14 protein-coding genes and 1 pseudogene are annotated in these 13,928 nt (G+C 65.0%); 5 read left to right on the plus strand and 10 right to left on the minus strand.

Annotation, left to right across the window (positions count from 1 at the left end; translation table 11 throughout):
* Positions 1-116, plus strand: a pseudogene (locus tag U1839_RS25825) (IS5 family transposase); the annotation flags it as partial.
* On the opposite strand, the gene U1839_RS25830 reads toward U1839_RS25825, so the two are convergent.
* The 8 genes from U1839_RS25830 to miaA all read right to left on the minus strand — a co-directional run bounded on the left by U1839_RS25830 (position 113) and on the right by miaA (position 7,297).
* Complete coding sequence (locus U1839_RS25830) at positions 113-733, minus strand: TMEM175 family protein (RefSeq protein WP_332806428.1); 621 nt, start codon at positions 731-733, stop codon at positions 113-115. The pseudogene U1839_RS25825 and the gene U1839_RS25830 overlap by 4 nt on opposite strands.
* Positions 733-1,338: a YceI family protein gene (locus U1839_RS25835; protein WP_332806429.1), complete on the minus strand. Its 606-nt coding sequence runs from the start codon at positions 1,336-1,338 to the stop codon at positions 733-735. Before U1839_RS25835 ends, U1839_RS25830 begins: the two co-directional genes overlap by 1 nt.
* 43 nt (positions 1,339-1,381) lie before the next feature.
* The gene (locus U1839_RS25840) at positions 1,382-2,239 is read right to left on the minus strand and encodes a glycosyltransferase family 2 protein (RefSeq protein ID WP_332806430.1); all 858 of its coding nucleotides are present in this window, start codon (positions 2,237-2,239) and stop codon (positions 1,382-1,384) included.
* Between the two features lie 115 nt (positions 2,240-2,354).
* Positions 2,355-3,374 (minus strand): ketol-acid reductoisomerase, encoded by a 1,020-nt coding sequence (ilvC, locus tag U1839_RS25845; protein ID WP_332806431.1) that lies wholly within the window; start codon positions 3,372-3,374, stop codon positions 2,355-2,357.
* A 56-nt stretch (positions 3,375-3,430) separates the two neighbouring features.
* Complete coding sequence (locus U1839_RS25850; RefSeq protein ID WP_332806432.1) at positions 3,431-3,907, minus strand: hypothetical protein; 477 nt, start codon at positions 3,905-3,907, stop codon at positions 3,431-3,433.
* The gene (gene ilvN, locus U1839_RS25855) at positions 3,904-4,419 is read right to left on the minus strand and encodes an acetolactate synthase small subunit (RefSeq protein ID WP_332806433.1); all 516 of its coding nucleotides are present in this window, start codon (positions 4,417-4,419) and stop codon (positions 3,904-3,906) included. The genes U1839_RS25850 and ilvN overlap by 4 nt, the downstream gene beginning before the upstream one ends.
* Before the next feature lie 138 nt (positions 4,420-4,557).
* Positions 4,558-6,303: an acetolactate synthase 3 large subunit gene (locus U1839_RS25860; protein ID WP_332806441.1), complete on the minus strand. Its 1,746-nt coding sequence runs from the start codon at positions 6,301-6,303 to the stop codon at positions 4,558-4,560.
* Positions 6,304-6,391: 88 nt separating this feature from the next.
* On the minus strand, positions 6,392-7,297 hold the full coding sequence (miaA, locus tag U1839_RS25865) for a tRNA (adenosine(37)-N6)-dimethylallyltransferase MiaA (RefSeq protein ID WP_332806434.1): 906 nt from the start codon (positions 7,295-7,297) through the stop codon (positions 6,392-6,394).
* Positions 7,298-7,377: 80 nt separating this feature from the next.
* Here miaA and serB point away from each other — a divergent pair, with 80 nt between their 5' ends.
* From serB to U1839_RS25880, 3 genes are all read left to right on the plus strand, one after another.
* Positions 7,378-8,259 (plus strand): phosphoserine phosphatase SerB, encoded by an 882-nt coding sequence (gene serB / locus U1839_RS25870; protein WP_332806435.1) that lies wholly within the window; start codon positions 7,378-7,380, stop codon positions 8,257-8,259.
* Positions 8,260-8,328: 69 nt separating this feature from the next.
* Positions 8,329-9,423, plus strand: coding sequence for a helix-turn-helix transcriptional regulator (locus U1839_RS25875; protein ID WP_332806436.1), 1,095 nt, complete (start codon positions 8,329-8,331; stop codon positions 9,421-9,423).
* 241 nt (positions 9,424-9,664) lie between these two features.
* Positions 9,665-10,009, plus strand: a complete 345-nt coding sequence (locus tag U1839_RS25880) for a hypothetical protein (protein ID WP_332806437.1) — start codon at positions 9,665-9,667, stop codon at positions 10,007-10,009.
* A 168-nt stretch (positions 10,010-10,177) separates the two neighbouring features.
* Here the strand turns inward: U1839_RS25880 and U1839_RS25885 are convergent, their stop codons facing one another.
* The gene (locus U1839_RS25885; RefSeq protein WP_332806438.1) at positions 10,178-11,785 is read right to left on the minus strand and encodes a S10 family peptidase; all 1,608 of its coding nucleotides are present in this window, start codon (positions 11,783-11,785) and stop codon (positions 10,178-10,180) included.
* 267 nt (positions 11,786-12,052) lie between these two features.
* Between U1839_RS25885 and U1839_RS25890 the strand changes: the two genes are divergently transcribed.
* The gene (locus U1839_RS25890; RefSeq protein ID WP_332806439.1) at positions 12,053-12,553 is read left to right on the plus strand and encodes a helix-turn-helix domain-containing protein; all 501 of its coding nucleotides are present in this window, start codon (positions 12,053-12,055) and stop codon (positions 12,551-12,553) included.
* 167 nt (positions 12,554-12,720) lie between these two features.
* Here U1839_RS25890 and U1839_RS25895 read toward each other — a convergent pair.
* Positions 12,721-13,928: serine hydrolase domain-containing protein (locus U1839_RS25895; protein ID WP_332806440.1), on the minus strand; the 1,208-nt coding region annotated here is incomplete at its 5' end.

The raw sequence follows: 13,928 nt of genomic DNA on the forward strand, positions 1-13,928 counted from the left end.
TCAAAAACGCCCGGCGGCTCGCCACCCGATATGACAAAACCGCCGATAGCTATCTCGGCTTCATCCACCTCGTCTCAATCCGGCTGTGGATGCGCCAATTTGTCAACGCCTCCTAGCCGAATTGCGCGAACAGATGATCGATCCGGCTGTGCGGCAGGAACCACAGGAGCGCGACGATCACGGCACAGCCGATTCCCAGCCAGGGCGAGATCAGCGTCAGCGGGATTCCCGTGATGTAGATCAGCGTCGCGGCAAGACCCTTGCGTGTGCTGGCGACATAATATTCGTCGGCGGCGCGCCCTTCTTTACCGGTTCGCGAAATGACCGCCTGCAGCCAGGCATAGGCAATCGATGGCAGCAGCATCGTGACGAGATAGAGCCACGTCGCCTCGCGGCTGAAATGATGCTCACCCAGATAGGCGGTCGAGAAGGGCACGAGGGACAGCGCGAACAGCAGCAGCATGTTCGACCACAGCAATGCGTTGGTGACGCGCAACGCGTGGCCGAACAACCGGTGATGGTTGACCCAATCGATCGCGACATAGGCGTAGCTCAGCGCATAGGCGAGAAACACCGGCCACAATGTCCACAACCGCCCGAGCCCCTCGGCCACGGGCGGGTGGAGTTCCAGCACCATGATGGTGACGATGATGGCGATGACGCCGTCCGAAAAGGCCTCGACCCGGCCAACGCCGGGTTGGCCCTCGGTCTCCGGATCGACGGCGCCGCTCATTACGCCTCGATCGTCAGTTCGACCTCGTCGGAAACCAGCGGGATACCCGAATTTATCCCGAAATCGCTGCGTTTTATGCTGGCGGTTGCGCTGAAGCCGATCGCCGCCTTGTGTTCGCCCCAGAACTCCCGCCCGGCGCCGATCAGCCGCGCACGAAGTGTCACCGGTCGGGTGATCCCGTGGACCGTGAGCTTGCCCGCAATCGTCGCGCTAAGGCCCTTCACCGTCACATGCGTCGAAATGAAGCGGCCTTCGGGGAATTTCGCCGCGTCGAAGAATTCCGGCTTCCTGAGTTGCTCGTCGAGCGCTGCGCTGGTGGTCGAGACGCGGGCGATCGGAAAGCTGATCTCGACGCGGTCGCGCGCCGGATTTCTCGGGTCGAGCACCAGGCTGCCGGTCGGCTGGACGAATTGGCCGGTGTCGCGGCTGAAGCCGAGATGGCTGACGCTGAACAGTATCTGCGTATGGTCGCTGTCGACCTTGTAGGTGCCCGCCACGGCACGCGCGGCGATCGGCGCGCCCGGTGGCGTCGCCGGCATTTTCATTTCCTGGGCGAGCAGCGGGGCGGCGACCACCGCGAGGGCGGCCGTGAGAATCAAGCGCATCGTGCAACTCCCGGTTCGCAATGCGCCGCCCTTTTCCCCGCAATCAGGGTCGCGGGTCAAAGGCCAATTCGGCCTTGCTCGTCGCCGCCTCTGCGTCAGCGCGGTCCCCGGTCCAGTCGCGGTCGCGCAGATTGGCGTTGCGCATCCCGCGTGCGGCGAAGCGCTTGGCGAGGAAGTCGTAGAAGAACCAGTCCTTCAGCGGATAGGGCGTGACATGGTACATCAGCCGCTCGAACAACGACCAGCGGACATGCGCGTTACGACCGCGACGTGCCGACGGCATGCACCAGAAATCGACATGATAGCGCGATTTGCCGAAGCGAAAGACGCGCTGCATCAGTTCATGATCGTCGAGTACCCACGGCCAATTCTCCGATCGCGGCCCGCCGGCGGCACGCAATATGTCGGTGCGGAAACTCTGGCCATAGGTGCCGGTATGGGTCTGTCGTGACATCAGCCACGCCATGTTGCGCTTGTGAAACCGCGTCAGCCAGCCATACCAATGGTTCGGCGGGGCGTAGATATCGACCGCCATGGCCGCGACGACGCCGGGTTGCTCGATCAGCTGCTCGGCCCGCGCAAGATAGTCGGTCGGGTACCAGGTATCGGCATTCCACAGCGCGACCAACGGCGTATCGACATGCGCCAGCCCGGCTTCGAGCGCGTGGCTCGGCCCCGGCTTGGTCTCGTAGACATACTCGACCGCGATATCCGGGCGGCTTGCGAGCATCGCGCGGCACAGTTCCTCGCTGCGATCGTCCGAGGCGTTGTTGACCAGCACGAGACGAAAGGCAGGGCCCGTCAGTGCCATCGCACAGGCGATGGTTCGCTCGATATAGGGTTCTTCGTTGTAATAGGGGACGACGATCGACCAGCGGGGCGAAGCATTGGGTGCGTGCATGCGGGTTTCCTGCGACCGTCCTGTTCGGCTGTTACCGCAGCGCATCGGCCATGTCGCAATATTTCGACAGGCCCCGGTCCCGCGATGAGCGGGACCGGGTAGCGTGGCACAAAGGTCAGTTGCGCTCCTTGTCGACCAGCTTGTTGGCGCCGATCCACGGCATCATCGCGCGCAGTTCGGCCCCGACCTTCTCGATCGGATGCGCCGCCGCCGCCTTGCGCGCAGCCTTCAGCTCGGGCTGTCCGGCGCGGTTGTCGAGCACGAAGTTCTTCACGAAGCGCCCGCCCTGGATGTCGGCGAGCACGCGCTTCATCTCGGCCTTGGTCTCGGCGGTGATGATCCGCGGGCCCGTCGTGATGTCGCCATATTCGGCGGTGTTCGAGATCGAGTAGCGCATATTGGCAATGCCGCCCTCATAGAGCAGGTCGACGATCAGCTTGGTCTCGTGCAGGCACTCGAAATAGGCCATTTCCGGCGCATAACCGGCCTCGACCAGCGTCTCGAAACCGGCCTGGATCAAATGGGTGATGCCGCCGCACAGCACGGCCTGCTCGCCGAACAGGTCGGTCTCGCACTCTTCCTTGAAATTGGTCTCGATGATGCCCGAGCGCCCGCCGCCAACGCCCGAGGCGTAGGCCAGCGCGACGTCATGCGCATTGCCGCTGGCGTCCTGATGGATCGCGATCAGGCACGGCACGCCGCCGCCTTTCACATATTCGCTGCGCACCGTGTGGCCCGGGCCTTTGGGCGCGATCATGATCACGTCGATGTCCTTGGGCGGTTCGATCAGCCCGAAATGCACGTTGAGGCCGTGCGCGAAGGCGATCGCCGTGCCGGGACGGATATGGTCCTTGAGGTCGGTGTCCCAGATCGCCGCCTGGTGCTCGTCCGGGGCGAGGATCATGATGATGTCGGCCCAGCCGGCGGCTTCGCTGTTGGTCAGCACCTTGAAGCCCGCGGCTTCCGCCTTCTTCGCTGTCGCCGAGCCGGCACGCAGCGCGATCGCCACTTCCTTCACGCCCGAATCGCGCAGATTCTGCGCATGGGCATGGCCCTGCGAGCCGTAGCCGATGATGGCGATCTTCTTGCCGGCGATCAGGTTGAGATCGGCGTCGCGATCGTAATAGACACGCATGATATCGACTTTCCTTGATTGAATGCTGTTGGAGATGCGGCCCGGCCGCGCTCATTCTAGAAATATTTGACCTTCGGTGGATTGCCGTCTGACAGAAATGACAAGCGATAGACCTTGCCCTTCGCCATCGCCTGGCAATCGACATGGCTGGGGCCGGCGAAAGGGTTGGTATAACGGCACTGCCCGAGCGCCGCGGTTGATCGCGCCTGGCGTCCTGCCTCGCGTGAAACAGTGACCTTGCTCACATCGAGCAACGCGATGTCGCCGGTGGCGGGATGATCGGTGCCGAAAAAACTGACCGCGACGGTGTCGTCCGTGACCGCCATGAAGCTCGACGAATTGTCGCGATAGGCGGTGTTGATGAGCTTGCCGCTGCAGTGCGCCGTCATGTCACCCTCAGGCATGATCAGCGCCGTACATTTGCCGGACATGATCGCGACATTGGCGACATTGCTCAAATCCGGCGACGCTGCGCCACCCGCGCACAAAATGAGCGCGGCGGACATGACGAGGCGGAAAGACACCCCGCTCACGCTGTCTGCTTTCCCCGGGCGATGGCGACGATGCCGGTGCGCGCGACCTCGATCAGGCCGACCTCGCGCATCAGCGTGACGAAGGTATCGATCTTCTCGCGCCCGCCGGTCACCTCGAACACGAAGCTCGACGTCGTCGCGTCGACCACGCGCGCGCGGTACACATCGGCGAGGCGCAGCGCCTCGATGCGGTGGTCGCCGGTGCCGGCGACCTTGACCAGCGCCAGCTCGCGCTCGACATGCGCGCCGAGCGCGGTCAGGTCGGTCACCGAATGCACCGGCACCAGCCGGTCGAGCTGCGACAATATCTGCTCCATCACATGCGCCGAGGCCGAGGTGACGATCGTGATGCGGCTGACGGCATGGTCGGCGGTGACGTCCGACACCGTCAGGCTCTCGATATTATAGCCGCGCGCGGTGAACAGCCCGGCAATCCGGGCGAGGATGCCCGGCTCGTTGTCGACCATCACCGACAGCGTGTGCCGCTCGCGGCTTTCTTCCTTGATATGCATTCTAAATTCCCCTCCCGCTTGCGGGAGGGGGCAGGGGGTGGGCGCCCGCCATCCGCAACCGCAGCGTAAGAGGTGAGCGCGAGCCCACCCCCGGCCCCTCCCGCAAGCGGGAGGGGAGAATGATTGCGCTGCACCCCATCACACCAGCGCCTTGGCTTCGTCGTCCATCTCGCCGGTAACCTCGGCGGCCTGGAGCATCATGTCGGTATGCGCCGCGCCCGACGGGATCATCGGGAAGCAGTTGGCCAGCTTCGCCACGCGGCAGTCGACGATCACCGGCCCGTCATGATCCAGCATCGCGGCGATCCCGTCATCGAGTTCGCCGGGCTTCTCGATCAGGATGCCCTTCCAGCCATAGGCCTCGCCCAGTTTGACGAAGTCGGGCAGCGAATCCGAATAGCTCTCCGAATAGCGCCCGGCATAGGTCAGTTCCTGCCACTGGCGGACCATCCCCATATACTGGTTGTTGAGGATGAAGATCTTGACCGGCAGGCGATATTGCGTCGCCGTCGCCAGTTCCTGGATGTTCATCTGGATCGACGCCTCGCCGGCGATATCGATCACCAGCGCCCTGGGGTTGCCGAGCTGCGCGCCGATCGCCGCCGGCAGGCCGTAACCCATCGTGCCAAGCCCGCCCGAGGTCAGCCACTTGTTGGGCGCCTCGAAATGGAAATGCTGCGCCGCCCACATCTGGTGCTGGCCGACCTCGGTGGTGATGATCGGGCTGCGCTTGTGCGTCGCCTCCCACAGCGCCCGGATCGCGCGCTGCGGCATGATCTCGTCGGTGCCGTCGACGAAATCGAGACATTTGGTCGCGCGCCAGCCGTCGATCCGCCGCCACCATTCGGCGAGGTCGGGCTTGGGATGGTGCCGCGCCTTCCACACCCGCACCATGTCTTCCAGCGCATGGCCGACATCGGCGATCACGGCCAAATCGACGCGCACGGTCTTGTTGACCGAGGAGCGGTCGATATCGACATGGATCTTGCGGCTGTTGGGGCTGAACGCGTCGAGCCGCCCCGTCACGCGATCATCGAAGCGCGCCCCGAGGCAGACGATCAGATCGGCCTTGTTCATCGCGAAATTGGCTTCGTAGGTGCCGTGCATCCCCAGCATGCCGAGCCATTGCGGCGACGAGGCCGGGAAGGCGCCGAGGCCCATCAGCGTCGAGGTCACCGGCGCGCCGGTGATCCGCGCCAGTTCATGCAGCAACATGCTCGCTGCGGGACCCGAATTGATGATGCCGCCGCCGGTATAGAGGATCGGCCGCTCGGCCGCCGCCAGCATGTCGACCGCCGCCTCGATCGCGCTCTGGTCGGCCTTGATCTGCGGGCGATAGGTCTTGTGCTTGATCGGCCCCGGCTTGGTGTAGCGCGCGGTCGCGACCTGCACGTCCTTGGGGATGTCGACCACCACCGGTCCGGGCCGGCCCGAGGTCGCGATATGGAACGCCTCATGGATGATCGGGCCGAGCGAGGCCGGGTCCTTGACCAGGTAATTATGCTTCGAGCAATGCCGCGTGATGCCGACCGTATCGGCTTCCTGAAAGGCATCGCTGCCGATCAGGTGTGTCGCGACCTGCCCGGTGATCACCACCATCGGGATCGAATCCATCAGCGCGTCGGTGATCCCCGTGACGGCGTTGGTCGCGCCGGGGCCCGATGTGACCAGCACCACGCCGGGCTTGCCGGTCGAGCGCGCATAGCCTTCGGCGGCGTGCGTCGCGGCCTGTTCGTGGCGCACCAGGATGTGCTTGACGCGGCCCGAGCGGAACAGCGCGTCGTAGATCGGCAGCACCGCGCCACCGGGATAGCCGAACACGACCTCCACGCCGAGATCGCACAGCGCCTCGACCAGAATATCGGCTCCACTCTTTTCGGCCACCACGTCGCGTCCCCAGGGAAGTTATGCCGCGCTGCAATAGCGCCAAAGGAAGGGCGCTGCTAGCGGCATGAAAAATGCACGTCAACCGCTAATGACGTAATATTCTTTCAATTTGATCTATGATTGCGTTTCTTTCGGACGTGCCCGTCCGTAACCACGAGGCAGGAGGCTGGTTGCGGAACCAGGTATATTGCCGCTTGGCATATTGCCGCGTCGCGATCTGCGCCGCAGCCAGCGCCGCGGGGCGGTCTATCGTGCCCGCCAGCAGCGCGGCGATCTCGGGCACGCCGATCGCGCGGCGGATCGGGGCGGCGGGGGGGATATCGTCGCGCGCCAGCAACTGCGCGGCCTCCTCGATCGCGCCGCCGGCGAACATCGCTTCGAGCCGCGCATCGCACCGCGCCAGCAGCCAGTCGCGCTCGGTCAGCAGCACGGTGGCGATCAGCCTCACGCTATCGCCGATCCCGCCGACGCGATCCTCCTGCCACGCCGCCAGCGTCCGTCCGCTCGACCGCGCCACCTCGAGCGCGCGCGCCACGCGCGTCGTGTCGGCCGGGGCGAGCCGCGCCGCCGCCGCCGGGTCGATCTCACGCAGCGCGCGGTGCGCCTCGGCGACCGGCATCGCGCGCACCGCAGCACGGATCGCCGGGTCGATTTCGGGCACCGGCGCGATGCCGTCGATCAGCGTGCGAAGATAGAGCCCCGTTCCACCGACCAGCACCGGCAACCGCCCCGCGGCATGCGCCGCCGCGATCTTGACCCGCGCATCCGCCGCCCAGCGCGCCGCCGAGCAGCTTTCCGCGCCGTCGATATAACCGAACAACCGGTGCGGCACGCGGGCCTCGTCGGCGGGGCTCGGCCGCGCCGACAGCACGCGCAGATCGGCATAGACCTGCGCCGAATCGGCATTGATCACCACGCCGCCATGGCGTTCGGCGAGTTCGATCGCGACAGCCGACTTGCCGCTGGCGGTCGGCCCTGCAATGAGCGCCACAGCGGGATGTGAAAAAGTGGGCACCGGTTCTTTCACATCAAATCCCGCGACAGCAAAGGCGTGGTTGCAAGGGAGACGTCATGTTCATCGCCACGCTGATAGCACCGGGTAATCTATCCGTGGGCGATATTTCGGCCGCGCGCGACCGGCTCGCCGTCGCCGGCTGTGCGCCCGCCTCGCATGGCTGGATCGATGAGGATTATGCCGCCGATATCGGCTTCGCGACCGATCCCGAGGCGGCGCGCAACGCGCTCGACGGTGCCTTTCACGGCGTCGACATTGTCGTCCAGCCGGCCGAGGGGCGGATCAAGCGCCTGCTCGTCGCCGACATGGATTCGACCATGATCACGATCGAATGCATTGACGAGCTCGCCGACTATGCCGGCATCAAGCCGCAGATCGCCGCCGTCACCGAGGCGGCGATGCGCGGCGAGCTCGATTTCGAATCAGCGCTCGATGCCCGTGTCGCGCTGCTCAAGGGCCTTGACGAAAGCGTCATAGAGCGCTGCCACGCCGAGCGCGTCCAGCTCATGGCGGGCGCGGTCGAACTGGTGCGCACGATGCGCGGGCAGGGTGCGCGCACCATCCTCGTCTCGGGCGGCTTCACGCGCTTCGCCGAGCCCGTTGCCGCCGCGATCGGTTTCGACCAGGCCATCGCCAATGTCCTCGAAATCGCCGACGGCAAGCTCGCCGGCACCGTAACCAAGCCGATCGTCGGCTCCGACACCAAGGAGCGCACGCTGCGCGAGGCGACCGATGCGCTGTTCCTGCCGCCCGAGGCGACGCTGGCGGTCGGCGACGGCGCCAACGATCTGGCGATGATCAGGCGGGCAGGGCTGGGCGTCGCCTATCACGCCAAACCCGTCGTCGCCGCCGCCGCCGCTGCGCGGATCGACCATAATGATTTGACGGCACTGCTGTACGCGCAGGGGATTGCGCGCGCCGACTGGCGGACGGACTGATCGCGCACGAACGGGAAAGGTTGCGGTGCGCGGAGGGAAGGCGCTAGCTACCCCGCACGGGGGCGCGCCATGAACACCGACCTGATCGACCGCATCTACGAATGCTCGTTCCTGCCCGAGCTGTGGCCCGGCATCATGGACGAACTGGCGCGCATCACCGACGCGCGCGGCGGGCAGCTCTTCTCGGTGCGCGGCAAGTCGGTCAAATGGACCGGCAGCGCCAATCTCGACGCCGTCTTCCACGAATATGTTCATGACGGCTGGTTCGCTACCTGCAATCGCGGCGTCTGCGTGATGGGTGCGCAGGAACCGCGCTTCTTCCGCGAGTTCGATTTCTGGACCGAGCAGCAGCTCGCCGAGGTGCCGATCTACCGCGATTTCTTCCGCCCGCGCGGGCTCGGCTGGTCGGCCAGCACCGGGCTGCGCATGCCGACCGGCGACAATATCGTGCTGACGATCGAGCGCGAATTCGGCCGCGGCCCGCTCGAAAAGACCCCGGTCGAACAACTCAACGAACTGCGCCCGCATCTCGCCCGCGCCGCCTTCGTCTCCGCCCGGCTCGGGCTGCAGCGCGCGCAGGGCGCCAATGCCACGCTCGCTTCGCTTGGCCTGCCCGCGCTGCTGCTCGACGAGGACGGCGCCGTGGTCGAGGTCAATGCGCTGATCGAGGCCATGCCCGGCCAGGTCCAGTGGCGCGCCAGCAACCAGGTCGCGCTGGGTGATCGCGCCGCCAACGCGCAACTGTTCGCCGCGCTCGGCGCGCTCGAGACGACGGACGAAGCCACGCCGCGCTCCTTCCCGCTGCGCGATGCCGATAATCGCGCGACGATGGTCGCGCATGTCGTGCCGATCCGCCGCGCGGCGCACGACCTGTTTGCGCGCAGCTATGCCTTGCTCGTGCTCACCCCGGTCGAACCGCAAAAGGCGCCCTCGTCGGATCTGATGCGTTCGCTGTTCGATCTCACCACCGCCGAGGCGCGCGTCGCGCGCGGCCTCGTCAAGGGCGACACGCTCGACGAGATCGCCGCCGCCGGCGACGTCGCCATCTCGACGGTCCGCTCGCAACTGCGCCAGGTGCTCGACAAGACCGGCTGCGCCCGCCAGGCCGAAGTCGTCGCACTGCTCGCCAATGTCACGATCGATCGCGGAGCGGCGAAGGAGTGAGCGATGGGCTGCTGGTGACGGGGATGGGAAGGCCCGGCGCGGCACCTTTCTCCGCGGGAACTCGCCGGTCGCCTATCAGGCCGGGCGCTCGTTATTCGTGCTTCGGAACGAGGAAAAGTGGCGGGTAGTGGTCCGGCAGCTTACAGCCTCTTTTTAGTTTCATGCTTCAATGGGGGAGGTCACACTGAGTACCCTAAAAGGCTTATCCAACGCCGAGTTTCGGCGAAGGCATCAGGCGCTCATGTCGCTTTTTGATCAGCATGGCGGAGAAGGCCTTGCGTGGATGTCGAGGGGCAGTGCCAACGACGGTGATGTTCTGATAGAAATTACCGACAAAATACGTGAACCAGTAGAAATTTACACTTGGCTTAGCAGGGGGAGCTGGATTTCTTTAAGTGTAAATCTCTTGGCTCAATCTGTCGACGGCAAATATATGTTCATAAAATTTGACGCCGATAAAACTATCAATGTTGAAGCATTAGAAGATAGATTATTGGTAAACAATATGGAATTTATATGTCCTCCCACAATGATAAAAAGTTATGCTGCTGTATTAGATAAATACAAAGAAATTATTGCACAATAAATTAATATAGCGGGTAAGAGGTGTGGGATATGGTTGGTATCTTTTACCAGTCAGCCGAATCATCTTTAACCAATGCAGCGACGCGTCGACATTGCCCGGCAATGACCACAATTGGAGCGCTTGCCGTCATGCAGCTTTTGTAACTCCAGCCCCATCAATCAGTATCTCCTACCGCCCCGCACCCCCACTCCCCCGAATGAACGCCGCGACATTGTCGTGCAGCGCACGCAGCGCCGGCAGATGCGCGTAAACAATGTGCCCCGACTGATAATATCGATAAGAAATATTCCCCTGCAGTGCCGCCGGCACCGGCAAATGCCGCAGCTCGAACATGCCGGCAAAATAGGGCGTCGAGACGTCGAAATAGCCGCCATTGACCATCACCTTCATCGCCGGGTTCTGCTTCATCGCCACGGCGAGGTCAGGCAGGACGTTGGGCAGCGCGATCAGCGGCTTGCCGGCGCCCGGCGGCTTGTGGCGATAGTCCCAGTCGCCATAAATATCGATCCCCGGCTTGAACGCGCGCTCGGCGCCATAATGCAACGTCTCGCGGACATAATGGTTGAAGCTCCCGACATAGGCGCCGCCCAGCGCCGAGCTTTGCGGATCGTAATCCGCCACCTTGCTCAGCGCGTCAAGCGTCGCCCCGGTGTAGCGCGTGTCGAGCGTGCCCGTCGTCAGCCCTTGCTCCGCGAGCAGCTCCTTCTGGAACGCGCCATATTCGATCCGCAAATTGGTCTTGAGCAGATAGGCCACCGGCAGCCCGGTGAACGCCGCCAGCTGCGTCGCGATCCGCTGGCGCTCGGCCTCGGGTAGGGCGTTGCCCTGCATCAGCGCCTGGGCATAGTCGCCGGTCGCGAACGCCTCGACCCGCGTCAGCAGCGCGGTCAGGTCGTCGGGCCGGTCGGCCAGCTTGCGATGGTACCAGGCGGTCGCGGCATAAGTCGGCAGCGCGACGATATAGGGCAGGTCGACCGACGGATTGGTCTGCGGATCGTCGGGCATCAGGTCCCAGCTGAGAATATCGGACAGCAGGATCACGCCGTTGAGATCGACCGACTCCTTCTGAAGCGCGAGCGTCAACCCGGCGGCGCGCATCGTGCCATAGCTCTCCCCGAAGAGATATTTGGGCGAGTTCCAGCGATCATATTTGGTCAGGAACTGCGTGACGAACTGCGCAAAGGCGCGGATGTCCTGGTCGACGCCGTAAAATGCCTTGTCCTTGTCCGGCCCGGCAATGCGGCTGAAACCGGTGCCGGGCGCATCGATGAACACCAGGTCGCTCGCGTCGAGCAGGCTGGCATCGTTGTTGACCGTCGCATAGGGCGCCGGCGCACCGTGCGTAGCGTCCGCCGCCACCACGCGCACCGGGCCGAACGCCCCCATGTGCAGCCACACGGACGACGATCCCGGCCCGCCGTTGAACACGAAGGTGATCGGACGATCGCCCGACGGCACGCCGTTGCGGAAATAGGCGACGTAGAACATCGCCGCCTCGGCCCGGGCCTCACCCTTCACCTTGTCCTTGTCGTCGCTGCCCCTGGCCTCGATCGCGTCGGTATCCTCCCAGCCCTTGCCATGCACCACCAAAGTGCCGGCCACCGCGCGATAGGCGATGCGCGCGCCGCTCACGGTGACCGTGCCGCTCGACGCTACCTCGTCCGGCTTGAACAGCGGTGCCGCCGTCGCGGGCGCCTCGGCCTTGGCGGGCGTGTCGGCGGCGTGGGTGGCGGTGGCAAGCAGGCAGGTGAGCGCGACGGCAAGAGGAAGCTTCATGAAGGGGCCTCGGTAAGCGGTTTCCGGGAGATTGCAGGACGTCGCCGGCACGCGCCATCATAATCGAATACCCGCGCCCGGCGAGGGCATCGCGGGGCGATTTTTCGAACCATCCAAGCCAGCAAGGGGAAACCGCGGGCCATCGGCAAAGATGTCACGGGGCTCGGTCCAATCCACACCCCATCCTCCATATGGAGGATGACGCCCCCTCGTCCACGGGCGATTCCCCGCCTCGCCAGATCAATCGTGGCGATAGCGGGGATTTCAATGACATCGCGCCATTATCCAACACCGACCGGCGAAGGGCTGCCCGTTCCCGGCCTCCTGGCGAACGCCGCGCTGCGCGACGGACGGTTCGCGCTTTCGCCGCAGCCCGCACCGCCCATCGTCCAGCCGCGCCGCGACGAGACCTTTTTCCTGCGCCAGCTCGGCGTCAAGACCGTGCTCGCCGCCAGCGACCGCGTCGTGCGGCTGCAGCAATTGCTGCGCAGCGAGGACGTGAGCACCGCCGCCCAGCTTGCCGAAGCGCTCGGCATGAGCCCGGTCCAGCTCAAGCGGCTGTGCCTGCGTCTGTTCGGCGTCACGCCAAAGGCGCTGCTGATCCGCCACCGCCTCGCCCGCATGCTCGCCGCGCTCGAGCACCGCCCGTACAGCGAGCTGCGCCAGTTTCTCGACCTCGGCTATTGCGATCAGAGCCACTTCATCCGCGACTTCAAGGCGTTCTTCGGCATGCCCCCGACGCGCTATTTCGCCGGGGCCGGCCGCTGACGGTATCCGCTAATGACTCCCCTCCCACCTGCGGGAGGGGTTGGGGAAGGGGCTAGCCGCGCCTTTGCCATCGGGCTCCGTTGGATATCCCGCCCCAAGGCGCACCGCTCTTTCGCACGCTGCCGCGCAACCCGTGACTCCGCCTGCGAAGACCGACCCCGCCTTCGTCACCCCTTGGTGTCGACGAACACATATTCATGCTGCGCATCGTTCAGCACCAGCGCGCGCTTGCCGTCGCGTTTGGTGATCAGCATGTCCGCGCCGCCAAAGCCCGCGTCGATCGTGACGATCGAAGTCGTGCCGTCCTTGTTTGTCTTGGTGCCGATCTCCGACCAGATCGACGTCGCCCGCATCATCAGCTTGCCGCCCTCGCGCGCGATCGTCAGCGGGCCGAGATCAGCATTGGCATAGCTGCCGATCACGCTGTCGGCGAGGGCGGGGGCGACGGGCAGGGTCACCTCGCTGCGGAACTTGGCCAACGCCGCCGCCGACCGCGTGGCCGTGCTCGCCACATCCTCGGCCGCCTCGGGCTTGCCGTCATACAGGATCTCGAGCAGCCGCCGCTTGACCGCATTGGTCAGCGCATAGCCGTCGTCCGAATTGGTCAGCACGACCACGCCGACCCCGGCGCTGGGCACCGCGAACCAGTTGCTCTTGTAGCCGAACAGGCTGCCGCCATGCTCGATGACCGACACGCCCGAACTGGCATCGTCCTCCAGGCCCATGCCGTACCAGGCATTTTCGCCGATCGGCACATTGTGAACGCGCCGCGCCAGCAGATTCTGCGCCGAGACCAGCCGCTTGCCGCCGGCCAGCTGGCCCGTGGCGAGCTCGTCCATCACATAGCGCGCCATGTCGTGCGCCGACGACCAGGCGCCGCCCGCCGGGCGGTAGGGCGCGATCGTGTCGTTGAAGCGCATGTCGACCGGGGCGACCTTGCCGGCAAGATCGGTGTCATAGGGCCGCGCCCAGTTGCCCGCCACCGCCCGGGCGTTGCTCAGCGTCGTCGCCGACATGCCGAGCGGATCGAAGATGCGCTGCTGCATCGCCTTGTCATAAGCGGCGCCCAGCTCCAGGTCCGGATAGAGGATGTGCGCCGCGAGATAGCCCGCCGCGCTCGCCATCAGATTGTTATACTGGAAGACCTCGCCAAAGCCGCTGGTCGGCTCGGTTGCGGTGAGCTGGGTGAAAGTTTCCTGCGGTCCCGTCGTCGCGCTGGTGTTGAACAGCCACTGCATGTCCTTGCGCGGCAGGCCGGGCATATCGACCGCGCGCGCCTGAAGATCCACGAGCATCTGATCCAGGCGCGACAGGCGATGGCGAACCAGTTGCGCGGCCTGCTCAAGCTGTTCGGGCTGCGCATGGGCACCGTCAC

The sequence above is a fragment of the Parasphingomonas halimpatiens genome (assembly GCF_036663795.1).
Lineage (GTDB): Bacteria > Pseudomonadota > Alphaproteobacteria > Sphingomonadales > Sphingomonadaceae > Sphingomonas.